This is a genomic window from Pseudomonas sp. JV241A (genome assembly GCF_900275665.1).
GTDB classification, from domain to species: Bacteria; Pseudomonadota; Gammaproteobacteria; order Pseudomonadales; family Pseudomonadaceae; genus Aquipseudomonas; species Aquipseudomonas wadenswilerensis.
Map to the genome: position 1 here is coordinate 33,898 of NZ_OPYO01000020.1, position 19,378 is coordinate 53,275.

22 protein-coding genes are annotated in these 19,378 nt (G+C 65.2%); 14 read left to right on the plus strand and 8 right to left on the minus strand.

The genetic code is table 11. The features are described from left to right. Window positions 1-52: 52 nt before the first annotated feature. Window positions 53-835, plus strand: coding sequence for a helix-turn-helix transcriptional regulator (locus tag JV241A_RS12350; protein WP_134062771.1), 783 nt, complete (start codon window positions 53-55; stop codon window positions 833-835). Here JV241A_RS12350 and JV241A_RS12355 read toward each other — a convergent pair whose 3' ends face one another. The 7 genes from JV241A_RS12355 to JV241A_RS12385 all read right to left on the minus strand — a co-directional run bounded on the left by JV241A_RS12355 (window position 836) and on the right by JV241A_RS12385 (window position 8,014). Next, window positions 836-2,350, minus strand: coding sequence for an MDR family MFS transporter (locus tag JV241A_RS12355; RefSeq protein ID WP_134062773.1), 1,515 nt, complete (start codon window positions 2,348-2,350; stop codon window positions 836-838). Next, window positions 2,340-3,467, minus strand: coding sequence for an HlyD family secretion protein (locus tag JV241A_RS12360; protein ID WP_115086946.1), 1,128 nt, complete (start codon window positions 3,465-3,467; stop codon window positions 2,340-2,342). The genes JV241A_RS12355 and JV241A_RS12360 overlap by 11 nt, the downstream gene beginning before the upstream one ends. Next, window positions 3,464-4,921, minus strand: coding sequence for a TolC family protein (locus JV241A_RS12365; protein WP_134062775.1), 1,458 nt, complete (start codon window positions 4,919-4,921; stop codon window positions 3,464-3,466). The genes JV241A_RS12360 and JV241A_RS12365 overlap by 4 nt, the downstream gene beginning before the upstream one ends. Before the next feature lie 105 nt (window positions 4,922-5,026). Next, on the minus strand, window positions 5,027-5,899 hold the full coding sequence (locus JV241A_RS12370) for an alpha/beta hydrolase (protein WP_115086948.1): 873 nt from the start codon (window positions 5,897-5,899) through the stop codon (window positions 5,027-5,029). 17 nt (window positions 5,900-5,916) lie between these two features. Next, window positions 5,917-6,546 (minus strand): LysE family translocator, encoded by a 630-nt coding sequence (locus JV241A_RS12375; protein ID WP_177414870.1) that lies wholly within the window; start codon window positions 6,544-6,546, stop codon window positions 5,917-5,919. A 98-nt stretch (window positions 6,547-6,644) separates the two neighbouring features. Continuing rightward, window positions 6,645-7,235 (minus strand): 2-hydroxychromene-2-carboxylate isomerase, encoded by a 591-nt coding sequence (locus JV241A_RS12380; protein WP_115086950.1) that lies wholly within the window; start codon window positions 7,233-7,235, stop codon window positions 6,645-6,647. Between the two features lie 47 nt (window positions 7,236-7,282). Further along, a complete protein-coding gene (locus JV241A_RS12385) occupies window positions 7,283-8,014 on the minus strand; it encodes an SDR family oxidoreductase (protein ID WP_115086951.1) in 732 nt (243 codons plus the stop codon). A 91-nt stretch (window positions 8,015-8,105) separates the two neighbouring features. On the opposite strand from JV241A_RS12385, the gene JV241A_RS12390 reads away from it, so the two are divergent. Next, the gene (locus tag JV241A_RS12390) at window positions 8,106-8,660 is read left to right on the plus strand and encodes a TetR/AcrR family transcriptional regulator (protein ID WP_115086952.1); all 555 of its coding nucleotides are present in this window, start codon (window positions 8,106-8,108) and stop codon (window positions 8,658-8,660) included. Beyond that, window positions 8,647-9,243, plus strand: coding sequence for a DUF4157 domain-containing protein (locus tag JV241A_RS12395; RefSeq protein WP_134062777.1), 597 nt, complete (start codon window positions 8,647-8,649; stop codon window positions 9,241-9,243). Before JV241A_RS12390 ends, JV241A_RS12395 begins: the two co-directional genes overlap by 14 nt. A 1-nt stretch (window position 9,244) precedes the next feature. On the opposite strand, the gene JV241A_RS12400 is transcribed toward JV241A_RS12395, so the two are convergent. After that, the gene (locus JV241A_RS12400; RefSeq protein ID WP_115086954.1) at window positions 9,245-9,841 is read right to left on the minus strand and encodes a TetR/AcrR family transcriptional regulator; all 597 of its coding nucleotides are present in this window, start codon (window positions 9,839-9,841) and stop codon (window positions 9,245-9,247) included. A 110-nt stretch (window positions 9,842-9,951) separates the two neighbouring features. On the opposite strand from JV241A_RS12400, the gene JV241A_RS12405 reads away from it, so the two are divergent. The 11 genes from JV241A_RS12405 (at window position 9,952) to JV241A_RS12455 (ending at window position 19,214) form a co-directional block, all read left to right on the plus strand. Further along, window positions 9,952-11,007: a sugar phosphate isomerase/epimerase family protein gene (locus JV241A_RS12405; RefSeq protein WP_115086955.1), complete on the plus strand. Its 1,056-nt coding sequence runs from the start codon at window positions 9,952-9,954 to the stop codon at window positions 11,005-11,007. 27 nt (window positions 11,008-11,034) lie between these two features. Then, on the plus strand, window positions 11,035-11,901 hold the full coding sequence (locus JV241A_RS12410; RefSeq protein ID WP_115086956.1) for an alpha/beta hydrolase: 867 nt from the start codon (window positions 11,035-11,037) through the stop codon (window positions 11,899-11,901). Window positions 11,902-11,993: 92 nt separating this feature from the next. Beyond that, on the plus strand, window positions 11,994-13,040 hold the full coding sequence (locus JV241A_RS12415) for a class I SAM-dependent methyltransferase (RefSeq protein WP_115086957.1): 1,047 nt from the start codon (window positions 11,994-11,996) through the stop codon (window positions 13,038-13,040). Between the two features lie 209 nt (window positions 13,041-13,249). Then, window positions 13,250-13,840, plus strand: coding sequence for an amino acid synthesis family protein (locus tag JV241A_RS12420; RefSeq protein ID WP_115086958.1), 591 nt, complete (start codon window positions 13,250-13,252; stop codon window positions 13,838-13,840). Window positions 13,841-13,866: 26 nt separating this feature from the next. Continuing rightward, window positions 13,867-14,700: an alpha/beta fold hydrolase gene (locus JV241A_RS12425; RefSeq protein ID WP_134062779.1), complete on the plus strand. Its 834-nt coding sequence runs from the start codon at window positions 13,867-13,869 to the stop codon at window positions 14,698-14,700. Further along, a complete protein-coding gene (locus JV241A_RS12430; protein WP_134062781.1) occupies window positions 14,697-16,178 on the plus strand; it encodes an aldehyde dehydrogenase in 1,482 nt (493 codons plus the stop codon). Before JV241A_RS12425 ends, JV241A_RS12430 begins: the two co-directional genes overlap by 4 nt. Before the next feature lie 12 nt (window positions 16,179-16,190). Beyond that, window positions 16,191-16,676 (plus strand): flavin reductase family protein, encoded by a 486-nt coding sequence (locus JV241A_RS12435; protein ID WP_115086961.1) that lies wholly within the window; start codon window positions 16,191-16,193, stop codon window positions 16,674-16,676. An 18-nt stretch (window positions 16,677-16,694) separates the two neighbouring features. After that, window positions 16,695-17,084: a carboxymuconolactone decarboxylase family protein gene (locus JV241A_RS12440; RefSeq protein WP_100783306.1), complete on the plus strand. Its 390-nt coding sequence runs from the start codon at window positions 16,695-16,697 to the stop codon at window positions 17,082-17,084. A 44-nt stretch (window positions 17,085-17,128) separates the two neighbouring features. After that, the gene (locus JV241A_RS12445; protein ID WP_115087128.1) at window positions 17,129-17,881 is read left to right on the plus strand and encodes a GntR family transcriptional regulator; all 753 of its coding nucleotides are present in this window, start codon (window positions 17,129-17,131) and stop codon (window positions 17,879-17,881) included. Window positions 17,882-17,883: 2 nt separating this feature from the next. Beyond that, window positions 17,884-18,450 (plus strand): NUDIX hydrolase, encoded by a 567-nt coding sequence (locus tag JV241A_RS12450; RefSeq protein WP_134062783.1) that lies wholly within the window; start codon window positions 17,884-17,886, stop codon window positions 18,448-18,450. Window positions 18,451-18,542: 92 nt separating this feature from the next. Continuing rightward, window positions 18,543-19,214, plus strand: coding sequence for a GntR family transcriptional regulator (locus JV241A_RS12455; protein ID WP_115086963.1), 672 nt, complete (start codon window positions 18,543-18,545; stop codon window positions 19,212-19,214). Window positions 19,215-19,378: the final 164 nt, after the last annotated feature.

Consider the following 19,378-nt stretch of genomic DNA (forward strand, 5'->3'; position numbering starts at 1 on the left):
CCAACGCCCTTTTTGCTACCATCGCGCTTCCCGCTCAACACGGCCCTTGCTCATGTCGCCTGCCGCCCGCCAGGAAAAGCCCATCCTCACCCTGGCCGAAAACTACCGCCACGGCGAACGCATTGCCGCGCACTGCCACAACCGCGCGCAGTTGATCCATGCCCTGAGCGGGGTGATCACGGTCAATTCGCTGCAGGGCAGCTGGGTGGTGCCGCCCGGGCGTGGGGTGTGGGTGCCGAGCGCAGTCGAACACGACCTGAAGATGGCCGGAGCAGTACGCATGCGCACCCTGTTCATCGACCAGAAAGCCCGCACCGACCTGCCACAGGACTGCCAGGTGATCGACATCTCGCCGCTGCTGCGCCAACTGATCATCAGTGCCATGGACATTCCCGCCGACTACCCGCCCGGCGGTCGCGATGAGCGGGTGATGCAGCTGATCCTCGATGAGATCCGCGTGCTGCCGATCATGGCCCTGCATGTGCCCACCCCCCGCGACCCGCAGTTGGCCGAGCTGTGCCAGGCCCTGCGCAATGCGCCCGGTGAAGACTGGAACCTTGCCCGCGCCGCCCGCCTGATCGGCAGCAGCGCCCGCACCCTGACCCGCGCCTTTCAGCGCGAGACCGGCTTGAGCTTCATCCAGTGGCTGCGGCGCATGCGCCTGCTGGCCAGCCTCGACTCCCTGGCCGCCGGGCATCCGATTCTTGATGTGGCGCTGGACCTGGGCTACGACAGCCCCAGCGCCTTCAGCGCCATGTTCCGCCGCACCCTGGGGGTTTCGCCCTCGGCCTATTTCGGCAAGGCCCAGGCCTATGGCACGGCACAGCCGGACTGATCAACCGTCCTTCTGGCGCAGCAGCAATGCAGCCAGGGCGCAGACGGCCAGGGCCAGGCAGGCCAGGTAGAAGGCATCCGAGTAGGCCATCAGGTAGGCCTGCTGGCGCACACTGTGGTCGATCAGGCTCAGCGTCTGCATCACCGCCGGCGACTGCACATCGACCAGCCCGTCCGGCAGGCGCTGCTGCAAGGCGCCATCGAACATCGTCAAGCCCTCGCCGATACGCTCGGAATGAAAACGCTCACGCTGGGACACCAGTTGCGTAAGCAACGCCGTGCCCACCGCGCCACCGAGGTTGCGCAGCATCGAGATCAGCGCCGAGGCCGAGCCTGCCTGGGCCTTGTCCAGGCCTTTGACCGCCAGCACCGAGAGCGCCACCATGATCAGCGGCTGGCCGATACCGCGCACCATGGTAGAGGGGATGATCACGTTGGCGGCGGCATCGTCCGACAGGTGCGCCCCCAGCCAGCAGCCCAGGGCCATGATCGCGAAGCCACTGGCGACCAGCAGTTTAGCGTTGAGCCAGCGCATCAACCGCGGCAGCAACGGCGCCAACAGCAGCTGGACCATGCCGTAGGCGATCAGGCTGATGCCGATCTCGCGGGCGTTGTAACCCTGCACCAGCGACAAGTAGTTGGGCACCAAAAATACCAGGCCGAACGTCGCCGCGCCGAACACTGCCATGGCCAGGCTGGCGACACCAAAGTTGTAGCTGGCCAGCAGACGCAGGTTGATGAACGGGCGATCCCCCCATAACTGCCGCTGGATGAACAGCGCCAGGGCAAAACCGGCAACCAGGCTGAAGGCGATGATGAACGAAGAATCGAACCAGTCCTTGCGCCCGCCCTCTTCCAGCACGATCTGCAACGCCCCCAGGCCCAGGGCCATGGCGGCGATGCCCAGCCAGTCGGCCTGGCGCAGCTTGCGCCGGTCCCCGGCCTGGGCGCCGATCGACCAGGCCACCGCCGCAATCAGCGCCACCCCCGGGAGCAACTGCAACAGGAAAATCCAGCGCCATGAATAAGCGTCGGTGAGCCAACCGCCAATCGACGGCCCGGCCGCCTGGGCAACGCTGTTGGACAGGCTGAACAAGGCCATGCCCAGGGGGATCTTGCTGGCCGGCAGTTCGGTGATGATCAGTTGCATCGACAGCGGAATCAGCACCGCTCCCGAGGCGCCCTGGATGACCCGGATGGCGATCATCGCCTGCAGGCTTGGCGCCAGGGCGCAACTGACCGAACTGAGCAGAAACACCACCGAGCCCACCAGCATTACCCGGCGCAGGGAGAACACCTGCACCAGCCAGGCGGTGAGCGGGATCATGGTAATTTCGGCGACCAGATAGGCCGTTGAGATCCACGAACCTTCCTCGAAACTGGCACCCAGCGCACCTTCGATCTCCGGCAAGGCGGCGCTGGTGACGTGCACGTTCATCCCGGCCATGAAGCAGCCGAACAAGCCGCCGATTACCGCCACCCAGGCGCGTAACGAGACCTTGTCTTCAACTGCCATGGCGAGCCTCGCGGGTATCGACCGTGGCGATCACCGACATGCCGGGCAGCAGTTGCGCTTCACCGGCGGGCGGCGCATCGAGCTGGATGCGTACCGGGAAGCGCTGGACGATCTTGGTGAAGTTGCCAGTGGCGTTGTCGGGCGGCAGCAGCGCGAACACCGCGCCGGAGCCGGGCGACACGCTGTCGACGGTCCCCTGCCAGTGACGGCCAAACGTGTCGACTTCCAGGGTGACCCGCTGGCCGGGGCGCAAGTGCTCAAGCTGGGTTTCCTTGTAGTTGGCGACCACATAGGCCTGAGCCACCGGCACCACCGCCAGCAACGGCAAACCGGGGGTGACGTACTGCTGCTGGCGAACCTTGCGCTGGCCGACCACGCCATCGAAAGGCGCGCGAATCTCGGTGTCGGCCAGGGCATTCTCGGCCAGACCCAACTCCGCTTCGGCCTGCTCCAGCGCAGCCTGGCGCGAAGCCAGGTCGGCCCGAGCCTGTTGCCGCTGGCTGCTCAGCACCTGTTGCCGCGCCTGCTGGCGCTCAAGCTCGGCAGCGGCCCCGCGTAACAGCGCCTGGGCTTTGACCCGGCTGGCGGTGGCGCTTTCCAGGCGTTGGGCGCTGGCGGCTTGTTGCCCGGCCAGTTGCCGGTAGCGCTGCCAGTCGAGTTGCGCACGCCGGGCCTCGCCTTCACTGGCAGCGCGTTCGGCCTGGGCACGGGCGATGGCCTGGCGCTGCTCATCAAGTTGCGCGCCAAAGGTAACCAGGTGCGCCTGTTGTGCCTGCACTGCCGCTGCGCTGGCGGCCTGTTGCGCGCGGGCCTGGCGCAAGCGCTGCCGGTAGTCGCGATCGTCCAGGCGCACCAGCACGTCGCCGGCCTTGACCCTGGCGTTGTCGGCCACGCGCACCTCGGTGACATAGCCTGCCACCCGCGCGCTGACCGGTGCCCAGTCGGCACGCACATAGGCGTCGTCGGTCTGTTCAAAGAAGCGCGCGCTGCTCCACCAGTAACCGCCATAGGCCAGCACGGCCAACAACCCGGCAGCGCCGAGCACATGGATGGCTTGCCGGCGGCGGGTCAGTTTCACGCTGACAATCTGCGGATCAGGGCTAACGGCCTGGTTCATGGGCGGGCTCCGGTGTGCAAGGCAAGGGATCGAGGGGTGTGGACACGCTGCCAGCCGCCACCGAGGGCACGGAACAGCGCGACCTGGCGCTCCAGCAGGCGCAAGTCGGCTTCGGCCAGTTCGGCCTGCTGGCGGACCAGGGTGCGTTGACTGTCGAGCAGCTCCAGGCCATCCACGGCGCCGGCGTCCAGGCTCAGCCGGGCCAGTTCATAGGCGCGCTGGCTCTGGGCCGTGGCGCGGGCCAATGCCGCGCGCTGCTGGCGTTCTCCGGCATACAGCGCCAAGGCCTGCTCGGTGTCGCGCAAGGCTTCCAGCACCACGCTGTCGAAACGCGCCAGGGCACCCTCGCTGCTCGCTTGCGCTTGCTCGACCCGGGCATGGGCCTGCTCGCGGTTGGGAAAGCGCCAACTGATCAAGGGGCCGATGGCAAAGGTCAGCGCCTTGCTGTCACCCATCGCACCGAAGGATGCCGCTGACGATTCCAGTGCCGCGCCAAAGTGCACCTGCGGATACAGTTCGGCTTTGGCGGTGTCGATCCGTGCCCGAGCGGCGAACAATTGGCGTTCGGCCTGGCGGATATCCGGGCGGCGTTGCAGCAGGCTCCAGGCGTCGCCCACTGGCAATGGCCGGGCAATGCTGGGCAGGCGCTGGCAATGGCTGGCCTGCTCATCCAGATGCTGCGGCGGCTGGCCGCTGAGCACCGCCAGTTCGAACAAGGCTGCCTGACGCTGGCCCTGCAACCAGGGCAACAACGCGCGGGTCTGCTCCAGCAGGCTTTGCTGGCGGCTGACATCCAGCTCGGTGAGGACCCCGGCGGCTTGTTGCCGGCGCGTCAGGTCCAGGCTGCTTTGCAGCAACGCCACTGACTGCTGCTGCACCTCGCGGCGAGCGCCCAGGGCACACACCCGCAAATACGCACGCGTGGTTTGCGCCGCGACGCTGACCCGCAACAGGTCACGGGCGGCCTGCGCCGCTTCAGCATCGGCGCGGGCCGCAACGATGCCAGCGGCAACCCGGCCCCACAGATCAAGCTCGTAATCCAGCCCCCATTGCGCTTCATGCTTGAACTGGCTGTCCGCATGGCTGGCGGTGGCGTCTGCCAGGGTCTGGTCATCCCCATCACGGCCGTAGCGGTAGCCATAACCCAGCCGTGTGGTTGGCCAGCGCCCGGCGGCGGCACCACGCAGGCCGCCAAGCAACACCTGCACATTCGCCTGGGCAGCGGCCAGCTCGCGGTTATGCGCAAGGGCTGCGTTTACCAGGCGATCCAGCTGCGGGTCCTGGTACAGCGACCACCAATCCTGCGGTAACGCATCCGCACGCGTACCCGCGGTGCGGCTCAGCTCGACTGCAGGCCGCTGCGCCGCGGTCAGCACCCGGCCCTCGTCGAAATGACTACACGCACCGCTCAGCACGGCTCCCACGCACAGCAACGGCCAACGCGCCTGTCCCATGCTGCTTCTCCTGTTGTTGTCATTGGAGGAGCAGCTTAGGCAAAGGCGCGCTGTCGTTCGCTCGCGATAAGGCCAGCTATCGTCGCAAAATGGACAACAGCCCGATCAACCCAGCAGGAAGGCCTCGACCCGCTCACTGCACGCCGCCGGATCTTCCTGCATGAAGCAGTGCCCGCCCGGCACCTGGGTCGCGGTCACCTGGCGATTGACCTGGGCCCAGCGTTGTACCGATTGCGGCACGAAGGGATAGGTGGATTCGCCATAGAGCACCAGGCTCGGAGTGGCCACCTGGGTCAACGAAGCCCACATGCGCCGGGGGAAGGAGCTGAAGATTTCCACTTCACGGCTGGGCCGGCACTTGAGCACCACGCCTTCACCGCAATCGCCGATGGCGTGTTCGATATAGGACTGCAACGCCGATTCGCTCCAGCCCTTGAAGATCCCCCGCCCCTCCAGCGACGCCCGTGCCGTGCCGCGATCAGGCCAATGGCTGCGACGGGTGGCGGCCTTGCGTGCCAGGGCGTGACGACGGTGCAGGCCGACCAGCGCGGCGGCCCCCATGATGCCCATCATCGCCCGGGTAAACAGCACCGGGTCGAGCAGCACCGCGCGCTGGAACAGCTGTGGCTGCTGCGCCAGCATCAAGCCGGTGAGCACCCCGCCAAAACTGTGGCCGACGGCAAAACGCGGCACCTCGCCGTACTCGCCACGGCCCGCTTCGAAGGCCTCGATGGCCAGCTGCGCAGTGCGATTCCAGCCGGCGAACGGGCCGCCATGGTCACTGTCGCCATGGCCCTGGACATCGCACAGCCATAGGTCGAACTGTTCGGCCAGGCGCGCCAGCAACGGCTGGTAGGCCAGGCAGCAAAAGCCGTTGCCGTGCAGAAAATGCAGCAACGGTTTGCCACTGGCCGGGGAGCGCCAGCCGCGCAGGGTGAAGCCAGCACTTGTGTCATGGGACCAGGGAATCAACTGCATGTGCCAGCGTACTCACGTCAGGAAAAACTCGATTCTACAAACAGCAAGGGGTACAGGGATATCACCAGCAGCGCCGCCATCAGCAAATTGAACAGCATCAGCCAGCGCGGGTTCTGCAGCACCGTGCGCAAGGCGCTGCCAAACATCACCCAGACGCACACGCTGGGCAGGTTGACCAGGGCGAACACGGTGGCGATGACGATGACGTTGGTGACGTAGCCCTGGGCCGGGGTGTAGGTGGTAATTGCGCCCACGGCCATGACCCAGGCTTTCGGGTTGACCCACTGGAATGCCGCCGCGCCCCAGAAGCCCAGGGGCTTGCGGCTGGCCGAGTCGCTGACCGACAGCGGCCCGGATGTGGCAATCTTCCACGCCAGGTACAGCAGGTAGGCGGCGCCGACATAGCGCAGCACGGTGTAGATCGGCGGGTAGGCCTTGAACACTTCGCCCAGGCCGAAACCCACCGCCAGGACCATGACCATGAAGCCCACGCTGATGCCCAGTGCATGGGGAATCGAACGGCGCACGCCGAAGTTCACTCCGGAGGCCAGCAACATGGTGTTGTTGGGCCCCGGGGTGATCGAGGAAACGAAGGCGAACAGTACGAAGGCAGTGATCAGGTCCAGTGAGCTGAGCATGGCAGGCATCCGGTTTTTTTATTGGGCTGCACTGACACTATCGGAGTCCCGACCCGCCTCGACCATACAGTTAGTGAAAATAATGCCGCTACACTTGACTGTCCTGCTCAGCCCAACGCTTCCACTACGAACTCCAGGCGGTCCTGGCCGAAGAACATCTGCTCGCCGACAAAACACGTGGGGGCACCGAACACGCCTCGGCGCACCGCTTCTTCAGTCGCATCCTTGAGCGCGGCCTTGACCTCGGGCTCGGCCGTCCAGGCCTGGTACTGCTCGGGGTCGAAACCGGCCGCTTGCAGCACACCCGCCAATACCTGCAGGTCGCCAAGATTACGCTGCTGCACCCACAGGGCCTGGAACATCGCACTCAGGTAAGCCTCGAAACGCTGCGGTTGATAGCGCTGCACGGCAACGGTGCCGCGCATCAGGCCCAGGGTATTGATCGGAAAACCCGGTGGCAACGCCAGGGTCACGCCATAGCGCTTGGCGTAGCGCTGAAAGTCGACGAACACATGCCGGGCCTTGGCCGGCACCATCACCGGCGAGGCATTGCCGGTGGCCTGAAACACCCCGCCCAGCAACATCGGCCGGTACACCAGTTGCGCATCGTGCCGGGCGCAGAGGCTTGGCAGTTGGGTCCAGGCCAGGTAGCTGGCCGGGCTGCCCAGATCAAAGAAGAATTCGACAGTCTTGCTCATGTGCAGCAGTTCCTTTCTTGTTGTTATACGGGTTGTTGTGAGAGGGCTTACCAGCGTTCCATCCACGGCCGCAGGTCGAGTTCGAAGGTCCAGGCATCGCGGGGCTGGCTGTGCAGGAACCAGTAGCTGTCGGCGATATGCTGCGGGTCGAGAATGCCGTCCTGGTCCTTGAGTGCATAGCGCTCGGGGAAGCTGTCGCGGATGAACGCGGTATCGATGGCTCCGTCCACCACCACATGGGCGACATGAATATTGCGCGGCCCAAGCTCGCGGGCCATGCTCTGGGCCAGCGCGCGAATGCCATGCTTGGCGCCGGCGAAGGCGGCAAACCCGGCAGCGCCGCGCAAGCCAGCGGTGGCACCGGTAAACAGGATAGTCCCGCGCTCACGGGTGACCATGCGCCGCGCGACGGCCTGAGCGGTCAAGAAGCCGGCGAAACAGGCCATTTCCCAGATTTTGAAGTACTTGCGCGCGGTCTCGTCGAGAATGCTGCAGGGCACATTGGCGCCGATGTTGAAGACAAAGGCTTCGATCGGGCCGAGGGTGCTTTCGATCTCCTCAACCAGCGCGGCCACCTCCTCTTCCTTGCGCGCATCCGAGGCAAAACCATGAGCCTCGCCGCCGGCGGCGCGGATCTCATCCACCAGCGGCTGCAGCTTGTCGGCACTGCGCCGGGTCACACAGGCGACATAACCTTCGCGGGCAAAACGCTTGGCAATCGCGCCGCCGGTTGCATCGCCGGCCCCTACCACCAGTACCACCTTCTTGCCTTGGGTCATCTGTCGCCTCCATTGGTAAACGATCATTTAGTAAACGAACGCTATGCTATGATTCAGGCTTCGTCAAGCCAGCCCTGCGGAGATTGCCGGCGTGCGCTATTCCACCCAGCACAAGGAACAAACCCGGCAAAAGTTGCTGGAGAGCAGCGGCGCCCTGGCCAAACGCGGCGGCTTCGCTGCCACGGGTGTGGCCGGGCTGATGAAGGCCATCGGCCTGACCGGTGGCGCTTTCTACAACCACTTCCCGTCCAAGGACGACCTGTTCAGCGAAGTGGTACGCCGCGAGCTGTCCCAGAGCCCCATCGCCCAGCAGCCGATGAACCGTGCGCGGCTGGAGCGCTGCCTGGATCAATACCTGAGCATGGCTCATCTGCACAATGTCGAAGGCGGTTGCGCGATACCAACCCTGGGCGCGGAAATCGCCCGTGCCGAGCAACCGGTGCGCGCAGAAGCCGAACACTGGCTGTGCAGCCTGCAGCAAGCCTGGGCGCAAACCCTCGAAGACCCGGGCCTGGCCTGGGCGCTGATCAGCCAGTGCGTGGGCGCACTGGTGATTGCGCGCATGCTCGCCAGCGAGCCGATTCAGGAACAGGTGCTCAAGGCCTCCCGCGACTTTATTGCCGGGGCTTTGCATGAAGCCTCTTGAGTCGCTATTGCTGAGCTTTGCCCTGACTGCCCCACTCACCGCCCTCGCCGCCTGCCCGGCCGGCCAGTACGAAATCTGCCTGGGCAGTTGCATCTGCTCGCCCATCGACCCGGGCCAGGCCGGCACCGTGCTCGACGACCTCGGGCGCATGGCCAGCAGTTCCCTGGCCCTGGCCTTGCAGCAGGCGCGCGATACTGCGGCGGCCGGCACGGTGCTGCCGATCCCCCTGCACATCCGCGCCCAGCTCGAGCCGTTCTATGACTTCCAGGTGCTCGACGCGGCGCGCTACAAGGTCGGCGATCAACAGGCCCTGGACAGCGCCAATGCCCTGCTGCAGAACCCCGACGTCAACGCCGTGACCCTGATCGACATCATCGTCTTTCGCAACGAAGCCGACGCCCAGGACAACGTCGCGCTCTGGGCCCACGAACTGCACCATGTGCAGCAGTACCAGCAATGGGGAGTGGCGGAGTTCGCCCGGCGCTATTCACGCGACTTCGACGCGGTCGAAGCGCCGGCCTACAAGATCCAGGCAAAGGTCAGCAAGGCCCTGCGTGAGCGGGCCTCGGGCCAGGCGCGCTGAATCAGGCCTGGGCCGCGCGCAGTGCGCTTAGTGCCGGTTTGATCATCGCCTGCAGGCGCGCCGTGGCAATGCCGTCGCGGGCCTGGATGGCAATGCCGTGCAGCAAGGTGGCGAACAGGTCGCCCAGTGCCTGCGGATCGGCATCGGCCTTGAGCTCGCCACGGCCATGGGCCTGCTGCAGCAAGTCGATGATCGACTGGGTGCGCTGGCGGCGCAGCTCGCTCATCCAGTCGAGCACGCCGCTGATATCCGGCCCGCCGCTGGCGGTCGATGACACCGCCAGGCAACCGCGCGGCCCGTCCGCCGCGGTGTAGGTGGCGATGGCCTCAAGGAGGATTTGCTCCACGGCCTGGCCCACTGCCAGGTCGCGGTGGATGACCCGCTCGGCAAAGCCGCCCTGCTCGGCCAGGTACAGCGCCACCACTTCGCGAAACAGCTGCTCCTTGCTGCCAAAGGCGGCGTAGATGCGCGCCGAGGCAATGCCCAGGGCACTGACCAGCAGGGCCATCGAAGTGCCTTCGTAACCGTATTGCCAGAAGGTCGCCAGGGCCTTGTGCAAGGCCTGGTCGCGATCGAATTCCCGGGGACGTCCGGCCATGGGTTGTGTGTCCATCAAATCAGGTGTGGCGGATTCTACCCTGCAAAACAGTTGACGCAAGCCTGTTGCCGACCTATTGTTTGTCGATCGACAAACAATAGGAAGTCACCATGCGTACCCTCAAAGGACCCAGCCTGCACCTGGCCCAGTTCAGCGCTGAGCAAGCCCCCTTCAACAGCCTCCCCGAGATCGCCCGCTGGGCGGCCGGCCATGGTTTCAAGGCCTTGCAGGTACCGGCCTGGGACCGGCGCCTGATTGACCTGGAACTGGCTGCCGAAAGCCAGGGCTACTGCGATGAGCTGCGTGGCATGCTCGCCGAGCACGGCCTGCAGGTCAGCGAGCTGAGCACCCATCTGCTCGGCCAGCTGGTCGCGGTACACCCGGCGTACGACGCCCTGTGCGACAACTTCGCCCCGCCGGCCCTGCACGGCAAACCCCAGGCGCGCACGGCCTGGGCGCTGGAACAATTGCACCTGGCAATCAAGGCCTCGCAACGCCTGGGCCTGACCGACATGGGCACGTTCTCCGGCTCGCTGGCCTGGCCTTACCTGTTCCCCTTCCCGCAGCGCCCGGCCGGCCTGATCGAGGCGGCCTTCGAAGAGCTGGCGCGGCGCTGGCGGCCGGTCCTCGATGCCTGCGAAGACCATGGCATCAACCTCTGCTACGAGATCCACCCCAGTGAAGACCTGCACGACGGCAGCAGCTTTGAACGCTTCCTCGACCTGGTGGATCAGCACCCGCGCTGCAACCTGCTGTTCGACCCCAGCCATTTCGTCCTGCAGCAACTGAACTACCTGGACTACCTGGACATTTACCACGCGCGCATCCGCATGTTTCACGTCAAGGATGCCGAGTTCAACCCAACTGGCCGCCAGGGCACCTACGGCGGTTACTGCGACTGGACCGAGCGGGCCGGACGCTTCCGTTCCCTGGGCGACGGCCAGGTCGATTTCAAGGCGATCTTCTCCAAGCTGGCGCAATACGACTTCCCCGGCTGGGCCACCCTGGAATGGGAGTGCTGCCTCAAGGATCAGGAAGACGGCGCCCGCGAAGGCGCAGCGTTCATCCGTGAGCACATCATCCAGGTCACCACTCGCACCTTCGACGACTTTGCCGGCGCGCCGGTCGACCCGCAACAGATCCAGACCCTGCTGGGCCTGGTTTGAATGCCCTTTTCACATGGAGTGCAACACATGTCAGCAACCCCCGAAACCGACTTCGAACATCGCTACCTGATCCTCGAGCCTGGCCGCCGCCTGCACTGCGTACAACTGGGCAGTGGCCAGCCGGTGCTGCTGATCCCGGGCTGGCCGCAGACCTGGTACACCTGGCGGCATGTGATGAAAGCCCTGGCCCGCCAGGGTTACCAGGCCATTGCCGTCGACCTGCCGGGCACCGGCCTCTCCGACCCGGCCGCCGAAGGCCATGACACCGGCAACATCGCCGCGCTGCTGCACCGGGCCATGGGCCAACTGGGCCACCAACGCTACCGGCTGGCGGGCCACGACGTGGGCATGTGGGTCGGTTATGCGCTGGCCAGCGATTACCCCGACGCGGTCAGCCAACTGGTGCTCAGCGAGGCGGTGATTCCGGGCCTGGCCGAGGCGCCGCCGATCTTTGTCAGCGCCGAGCAGAACATTTTCATCTGGCACTTCTTGTTCAACCAGTTGCAGGACTTGCCCGAAGCCTTGATCAGTGGCCGTGAGGACCGCTACCTGACCTTCATGTTCGAGCGCTGGGCGCACCATGTCGACCGCGTTGCCGTCGATACCTACATCAAGGCCTACAGCAAGCCCGGCGGCTTGAGTGGCGGGCTGGCCTACTACCGCTCGATCAGCCAGACCATCGCCCAGAACCGCCAGCGCGCCGGCAAACGCCTGAACATGCCAGTGCTGGCCATCGGCGCCGAGCATGCTACCGGCGAGGTGCCGTTGCAGACCTTGCAAGCCCATGCCGACAACCTGCGCGGCAGCGTCATCGCCGACTGCGGGCACTTCGTCATGGAAGAAGCGGACGAAGCGTTCAGCGCACAAGTGCTGGCGTTCTTCGAAGCGAACTAGACTTAAGAGTTGCCCCCGCAACACATTGGCCCGAGGTTGCCGGCCCCGCTGGCAACCCCGTTGACGTTGGACTTCTTGCAGGAGAACACGCAATGGACGAAGCCAGACTCAATGACTTCATGGGCAAGCTGGTCACCGACATGGGTGCCGCGGCCATGCTTGCCAACCTGATCCTCGGCGATGAGCTCGGTTTGTACCGGGCCATGGCCGACAGCCAATTCATCACACCCGAACAACTGGCCGACAAGACCGGCTGCAATCCCCGCCTGCTGCGCGAATGGCTGAGCGCCCAGGCCGCTTCCGGCTACATGGAACACAGCGATGGGCGCTTTCGCCTGCCGGAAGAACAGGCCATGGCCCTGGCCATCGAAGACTCACCGGTGTATGTCGCTGGCGGTGCCTCGGTGATTGCCGCGCTGTTTCACGACAAAGACAAACTGGTTGCCGCCATGCGCGGCGATGGTGCCCTGGCCTGGGGCGATCATCACCCGTGCATGTTCAGCGGCACCGAGCGCTTCTTCCGCCCTGGTTACCGCGCCCATCTGGTGGCCGAGTGGCTGCCGAGCCTGACCGGCGTGATCGACAAACTGCAGGCCGGGGCCAAGGTCGCCGATGTCGGCTGCGGCCATGGCGCCTCGACGGTGATCATGGCCCAGGCCTTCCCGGCCTCGCGCTTCAGCGGCTTTGACTACCATGGCCCATCGATCAGCATCGCTAGCGAACGTGCTGCCGAAGGGGGCGTGACCGAACGCACGGAGTTTGTCCAGGCCAGCGCCAAGAACTTCCCCGGCAACGACTACGACCTGATCTGCTACTTCGACTGCCTGCACGACATGGGCGACCCGGTCGGCGCCGCCCGGCATGCCTATGAGTCGCTGAAAGCCGACGGCACGGTGCTTTTGGTCGAGCCGTATGCCAACGACACCCTGGATGAAAACAGCACGCCGGTCGGGCGGCTGTTCTATGCCGCCTCGACCTTTATCTGTACGCCGAACTCGCTGTCTCAGGAAGTTGGCCTGGGGCTGGGTGCACAAGCGGGTGAAGGCAGGCTGCGAGCGGTGTTCGAGGAAGCCGGGTTCAAGCGCTTTCGCCGGGCGACCGAGACGCCGTTCAATTTGATCCTCGAAGCGCGCAAGTAGTCCCCCTATCGCGGGTCAAGTCGAGTCGTCGCACCGCCGCTCCGACAGGCGTGTAGGAGCGGCGGTGCGACGACTCGACTTGACCCGCGATGCTTTTCTACCTCCCACCCGTCCCCCAGGCAGAGAAATTTGCAGCAAGCCCTTGCGCGCCAAATATTATGGTATACCATCAGACAACAAGACCAACCCACCCTGCACGGGAGCTGCCCATGAGTTTCGAAATCCGCAAGATCGTCACCTACACCGAACAAACCCTGATTGAAGGCGGCAAGGCCACCGACAAGCCGGTGACCATGGTCGGCCTGGCTGTGGTGATCAAGAACCCGTGGCTGGGTCGCGGTTTTGTCGAAGACTTGAAGCCAGAGATTCGCGCCAACTGCTCGGACCTCGGTGCGCAGATGGTCGAGCGCCTGTGCGCGGCCATCGGTGGTGCCGACAAGATCGAGGCCTACGGCAAGGCCGCCGTGGTCGGCGCCGATGGCGAGATCGAACACGCCTCGGCAGTGATCCACACCCTGCGCTTTGGCAACCACTACCGCGAAGCGGTCCAGGCCAAGAGCTACCTGAGCTTCACCAACAAGCGCGGCGGCCCCGGCACCTCGATCCAGATCCCGATGATGCACAAGGACGACGAAGGCCTGCGCTCGCACTACATCACTCTGGAAATGCAGATCGAAGACGCCCCGCGTGCCGACGAGATCGTCGTGGTGCTCGGTTGCGCCGACGGCGGCCGCCTGCACCCGCGCATCGGCAACCGCTACATCGACCTGGAAGAGCTGGCCGCTGAAAAAGCGCAATAACAATAATTACGCCCTAGGAGCGACCGATGATTCAGCCTGCTGCTGAACGCACCCCGGCCGGCACCAGTTACCTGGCGACCGGCCAAGGCCAACCCGTGGTCCTGATCCACGGCGTGGGCCTGAACAAAGAAATGTGGGGCGGGCAGATCGTTGGCCTGGCCAGCGATTACCGGGTCATTGCCTACGACATGCTCGGCCACGGCCAGAGCCCGCGTCCGGCATCCGGCACCGGCCTGCCCGGCTATGCCGCGCAACTGGCCGAGCTGCTCGAGCACCTGCAAGTGCCTCAGGCAACCATCATCGGCTTCTCCATGGGCGGCCTGGTGGCCCGCGCCTTCGCCCTGCATTACCCACAGCGCCTGGCCGCGCTGGTGGTGCTCAACAGCGTGTTCAACCGCAGCGCCGAACAGCGCGCCGGGGTGATCGCACGCACTGCCCAGGCGGCCGAACACGGCCCCGACGCCAATGCCGAAGCAGCCCTGGCACGCTGGTTCAGCCGCGAATACCAGGCGGCCAACCCGGCGCAGATCGCCGCTATTCGCCAGATCCTGGCCAGCAACGATCCGCAGGGTTACCTGACCACCTACGAACTGTTCGCCACCCAGGACATGTACCGCGCCGATGACCTGGCGAGCATCCAGGTGCCAACCCTGATCGCCACCGGCGAATGGGACCTGGGCTCGACCCCGGACATGACCGTGCAACTGGCCCAGCGCATTCCCGGGGCCCAGAGCGTGGTGCTGGCCGAGCAACGGCATATGATGCCGGTAGAGTCGCCGCGCCTGGTCAACCAGATGCTCCTGGACTTTCTCGGGCACGCCCGAACCCTCTCCGATTCAGCCAAGGGGATCGTTGCATGACACTTGTACCCTTCCAGATGTGCATCGACGGCCAGTGGCGCGATGCCGTCAGCGGCAAGACCTTCGACAGCCTCGACCCGTCCACCGCGCAAGCCTGGGCGCAGCTGCCCGATGCCGCTGAAGCCGATGTCGAACTGGCGGTACAGGCCGCGCAAAAAGCCTTCGAAAGCCCCGCCTGGCGTGGCTTCACCGCCACCGCCCGGGGCAAGCTGCTGCGCCGCCTCGGCGACCTGATCAGCGACAACAAAGAGCGCCTGGCCCAGCTGGAAAGCCGCGACAACGGCAAACTGATCCGTGAGACCCGCGGCCAGGTCGGCTACCTGCCGGAGTTTTTCCACTACACCGCGGGCCTGGCCGACAAGCTTGAAGGCGGCACCCTGCCGCTGGACAAGCCCGACCTGTTTGCCTACACGGTGCACGAGCCGATCGGCGTGGTGGCGGCGATCATTCCCTGGAACAGCCCGCTGTACCTGACCGCGATCAAACTGGCACCGGCCCTGGCAGCCGGCAACACCATCGTCATCAAGCCGTCCGAGCATGCCTCGGCGACCATCCTCGAACTGGCGCGCCTGGCCCTTGAGGCCGGCTTCCCGCCGGGGGTGGTCAACGTCGTCACCGGCTACGGCCCGAGCACCGGCGCCGCCCTGACCCGCCACCCGCTGGTGCGCAAGATCGCCTTCACCGGCGGCGCCGCCACCGCCCGCCATGTGGTGCGCAGCAGCGCCGAGAACTTCGCCAGGCTGTCGCTGGAGCTGGGCGGCAAGTCGCCGAACATCATCTTCGCCGACGCCGACCTGGACAGCGCCATCAATGGCGCGGTGGCCGGCATCTACGCCGCCTCCGGGCAGAGCTGTGTAGCCGGCTCGCGCTTGCTGGTGCAGGACGAGATCTTCGATGAGTTCGTCGAGCGCCTGATCGAACGCGCCAAGCGCATCAAGATCGGCAACCCGCAGGATGAAAGCAGCGAAATGGGCCCGATGGCCACCGCCCAGCAACTGGCCGTGGTCGAAGGCCTGGTAGCGGCGGCCAAGGCCGAGGGCGCCAAACTGCGCCTGGGCGGCCAGCGCGCCGAGGTCGAAGGCGCTGGCTGGTACTACCAGCCGACCCTGTTCGAATGCGACAGCCACTCACTGAAGATCATGCAGGAAGAAGTCTTTGGCCCGGTGGCGGCGGTGATCCGCTTCAAGACCGAGGCCGAGGCCCTGGCCATGGCCAACGATTCGCAGTTCGGCCTTGCCGCCGGCATCTGGACCCGCGACCTGGGGCGGGCCCATCGCCTGGCCCGGGACGTGCGTTCGGGGATCATCTGGGTCAACACCTACCGTGCGGTGTCGGCCATGGCACCGATCGGCGGTTTCAAGAACAGCGGCTACGGCCGTGAAAGCGGCATCGATTCGGTGCTGGCGTATACCGAGCTGAAAACGGTGTGGATCAACCTCTCCACCGCGCCCATGCCCGACCCCTTTGTCATGCGTTAGGAGCGCCAGTCCATGATCGAACCCGGCATTTACAAAGACGTGATGGGCTCCTTTCCGTCCGGCGTCACGGTGGTCACCACCCTGGACGCCGACGGCGGCATCGTCGGCATCACCGCCAGTGCCTTCAGTGCACTGTCGATCGACCCGGCGCTGGTGCTGTTCTGCCCCAACTACGCCTCCGATACCTACCCGATCCTGCGCGACAGCAAGCAGTTCGCCATTCACCTGCTGGCCGCCGGGCAAACCGCCGAAGCCTACGCCTTCGCCGGCAAGGGTAAAGACAAGGCCAAGGGCATCGACTGGCACCTGAGCGAGCTGGGCAACCCGCTGCTAGGCAACGCCACGGCGATCATCGAGTGCGAACTGTGGCGCGAGTACGACGGCGGCGACCACGCCATCATCGTCGGCGCGGTCAAGCACCTGATCCTGCCCGAGCAACCGGCAACACCGATGATCTACCACAAAGGCAAGCTCGGCGCCCTGCCGCCGCTGGCCTGATTGATTGGGAGCGCAGCGATGAACAACGAGAAGTACGAAAAAGGCCTGCAGATCCGCACCCAGGTGCTGGGCCAGGACTACGTCAACAAGTCGATCGAGAACGCCGATGACTTCAACCGGCCCTTGCAGGAGCTGGTCACCGAGTACTGCTGGGGGCATGTCTGGGGCCGCGACGGCCTGTCGCTCAAGGAGCGCAGCATGATCAACCTGGCAATGATTTCCGCGCTCAACCGCCCTCACGAACTCAAGCTGCATATACGTGGCGCCTTGCGTAACGGTCTGAGTCGTGAGCAAATACGCGAAATCCTGCTTCAAGTCGGTATCTATTGCGGTGTGCCCGCAGCCGTGGACAGTTTCCGGCTGGCCCGCGAAGCCTTCGCCGAGGCCGACTCGGAGCCCACCCGATAACGACGGGCTGTGCAACCGCAACAGCCCTCTGCAGAGCACCGATGATGAAACGCCAGCCCCTCGACGACAGCTTCAAGGTCAACCGCAACCCCGTCACCCTGCGTGAAATCGTCCTCGACAAACTGCGCGGGGCGATCATGAGCTTCCAGTTGCTGCCGGGCGACCGCCTGGTCGAGCGCGACCTCTGCGACCGCCTCGGCGTCAGCCGCACCTCGGTGCGTGAAGCCCTGCGCCACCTCGAATCCGAAGGCCTGGTGGAGTTCGCCGACGCCAAGGGCCCACGGGTAGCCATCATCACCCTCGAAGACGCCCGCGACATCTATGAGCTGCGCTGCGTGCTCGAAGGCCTGATCGTTCAGCTGTTCACCCTGAACGCCAAGGCCAAGGACATCCGCGCCCTGGAAAAAGCCCTGGAAGTGAACCGCAAATCCCTGGAAGAAGGCGAACTGCAACAGGTGATCGACTCGGTGCAGGGCTTCTACGACGTGCTGCTCGAAGGCTCGGGCAACCACGTCGCCGCCACCCAGCTGCGCCAGTTGCAGGCACGCATCAGCTACCTGCGGGCGACTTCGGTGTCCCAGGAAAACCGCCGCGGCGCCAGCAACCAGGAAATGGAAAAGATCGTCGAGGCAATCAAGAGCGGCGACCCGCTGGCCGCCCACCAGGCCTCGGTCGATCACGTGCGCGCCGCCGCCAAGGTGGCGCTGGACTACCTGCGCCTGAAACAGAACGACAACAGCAAGGTGCGCGACATCGCCGCGCCGATTGCCCTCAAAGAACCCCGCATAGGCCGCTGACCATGCCCGCCGCCGTCCCGCGTTACTGCCCGCATTGCACTGCCGAGCTGCACCAGGGACGGCCCAGCGGCGATACCCACGAGCGCTTGCTGTGCAGCGCCTGTGGCTACATCCACTATGTGAACCCGAAGATCATCGCCGGTTGCATCATCGAGCAGGACGGCAAGTACCTGCTGTGCCAGCGGGCGATCCCGCCGCGGCCGGGCACCTGGACCCTGCCGGCAGGCTTCATGGAAAGCGGCGAGACCACCGAACAGGCGGCGCTGCGCGAGGTCTGGGAAGAAAGCGGCGTGCGCGGCGAGATCATCTCGCCCTACTCGATCTTCAGCGTGCCGACCATCAGCGAGGTGTACATCATCTTTCGCGCCATCGCCCTGGAGATCACCGGTCAGTACGGGCCGGAGACCCTCGACTACCGCTTCTTCGCCCCCGAAGACATCCCCTGGGACGAGATCTACTACCCGGCGATCCGGCAGATTCTCGAGCGCTACATCGAAGAGCGCCAGGCCGGGGTGTACGGGATCTACATGGGCAATGACGACACCGGCAAGGTGCATTTCATCCGTTAGCCTTACCCCAGCGCTGTCCATCGGGCATGTCTGGCGCCGTACCTGGATAGTTTCGTATACCATATCCAGAAATAACTTCGGACGACGCCACCGTGACCGTACCCCGCCTCAACGCCCCGGACCTGGGCAATACGCCTTCGACCTCGGAAATCATCACCCGTCACCTGCGCGATGCCATCATTGCCGGGCACTTCGCCGAAGATGAACCGATCCGCCAGGACGACATCGCCCGCCAGTTCAACGTCAGCAAGATCCCGGTGCGCGAAGCGCTCAAGCGCCTGGAGGCCGAAGGCCTGGTGATGTTCCAGCGCAATCGCGGGGCGATGGTCACGCGCATGTCCGAATCGGAATTGGCGCAGATGTTCGAAGTGCGCATGCTGCTCGAAGACAAGGCCCTGCGCCTGGCCATCCCGAACATGACCGAAGCGACCTTCGCCCGCGCCGAAGGCATCTGCCAGGAGTTCGTCGGCGAGAACGACGTCGGCCGTTGGGCCGAGCTCAACTGGGAGCTGCACGCCTGCCTGTACGAGCCTGCGCAGCGGCCGTTCCTGGTCAACATGATCCGCTCGGTGAACGACAAGCTGGAGCGCTACCTGCGCATGCAGATGAGCCTGTCGGCAGGCAAGGAACGCGCCGACCACGAACACCGCGACATCCTCGACGCCTGCCGGGCCAAGGATGTCGAACTCGCGGTCAGGCTGCTCGACGAACATATCGCCGGTGTCTGCAAGACCCTGTTCGAGCACCTGCCTCCCACCAAATAATGGCAACCTGGTGGACCTGTGGGAGCCGGACTTGCCGGCGATCGAGCGCGCAGCGGTCGTAGTCCAGGCGCCAGCTGTTGTGTTGGATGGACTGGCCTCATCGCGGGGCAAGCCCGCTCCTACAGGTTCTGGCAGGGCTCGGCCGCTGTGCCGATTTCGTCATG

Coding starts and splice junctions, on each gene's coding strand:
- JV241A_RS12355 (WP_134062773.1), bottom strand. CDS start 2,350: ATGGCAGTTGAAGACAAGGTCTCGTTACGCGCCTGGGTGGCGGTAATC.
- JV241A_RS12350 (WP_134062771.1), top strand. CDS start 53: ATGTCGCCTGCCGCCCGCCAGGAAAAGCCCATCCTCACCCTGGCCGAA.
- JV241A_RS12380 (WP_115086950.1), bottom strand. CDS start 7,235: ATGAGCAAGACTGTCGAATTCTTCTTTGATCTGGGCAGCCCGGCCAGC.
- JV241A_RS12450 (WP_134062783.1), top strand. CDS start 17,884: ATGCCCGCCGCCGTCCCGCGTTACTGCCCGCATTGCACTGCCGAGCTG.
- JV241A_RS12415 (WP_115086957.1), top strand. CDS start 11,994: ATGGACGAAGCCAGACTCAATGACTTCATGGGCAAGCTGGTCACCGAC.
- JV241A_RS12410 (WP_115086956.1), top strand. CDS start 11,035: ATGTCAGCAACCCCCGAAACCGACTTCGAACATCGCTACCTGATCCTC.
- JV241A_RS12445 (WP_115087128.1), top strand. CDS start 17,129: ATGAAACGCCAGCCCCTCGACGACAGCTTCAAGGTCAACCGCAACCCC.
- JV241A_RS12385 (WP_115086951.1), bottom strand. CDS start 8,014: ATGACCCAAGGCAAGAAGGTGGTACTGGTGGTAGGGGCCGGCGATGCA.
- JV241A_RS12375 (WP_177414870.1), bottom strand. CDS start 6,546: ATGCCTGCCATGCTCAGCTCACTGGACCTGATCACTGCCTTCGTACTG.
- JV241A_RS12440 (WP_100783306.1), top strand. CDS start 16,695: ATGAACAACGAGAAGTACGAAAAAGGCCTGCAGATCCGCACCCAGGTG.
- JV241A_RS12425 (WP_134062779.1), top strand. CDS start 13,867: ATGATTCAGCCTGCTGCTGAACGCACCCCGGCCGGCACCAGTTACCTG.
- JV241A_RS12405 (WP_115086955.1), top strand. CDS start 9,952: ATGCGTACCCTCAAAGGACCCAGCCTGCACCTGGCCCAGTTCAGCGCT.
- JV241A_RS12370 (WP_115086948.1), bottom strand. CDS start 5,899: ATGCAGTTGATTCCCTGGTCCCATGACACAAGTGCTGGCTTCACCCTG.
- JV241A_RS12420 (WP_115086958.1), top strand. CDS start 13,250: ATGAGTTTCGAAATCCGCAAGATCGTCACCTACACCGAACAAACCCTG.
- JV241A_RS12395 (WP_134062777.1), top strand. CDS start 8,647: ATGAAGCCTCTTGAGTCGCTATTGCTGAGCTTTGCCCTGACTGCCCCA.
- JV241A_RS12360 (WP_115086946.1), bottom strand. CDS start 3,467: ATGAACCAGGCCGTTAGCCCTGATCCGCAGATTGTCAGCGTGAAACTG.
- JV241A_RS12400 (WP_115086954.1), bottom strand. CDS start 9,841: ATGGCCGGACGTCCCCGGGAATTCGATCGCGACCAGGCCTTGCACAAG.
- JV241A_RS12430 (WP_134062781.1), top strand. CDS start 14,697: ATGACACTTGTACCCTTCCAGATGTGCATCGACGGCCAGTGGCGCGAT.
- JV241A_RS12365 (WP_134062775.1), bottom strand. CDS start 4,921: ATGGGACAGGCGCGTTGGCCGTTGCTGTGCGTGGGAGCCGTGCTGAGC.
- JV241A_RS12435 (WP_115086961.1), top strand. CDS start 16,191: ATGATCGAACCCGGCATTTACAAAGACGTGATGGGCTCCTTTCCGTCC.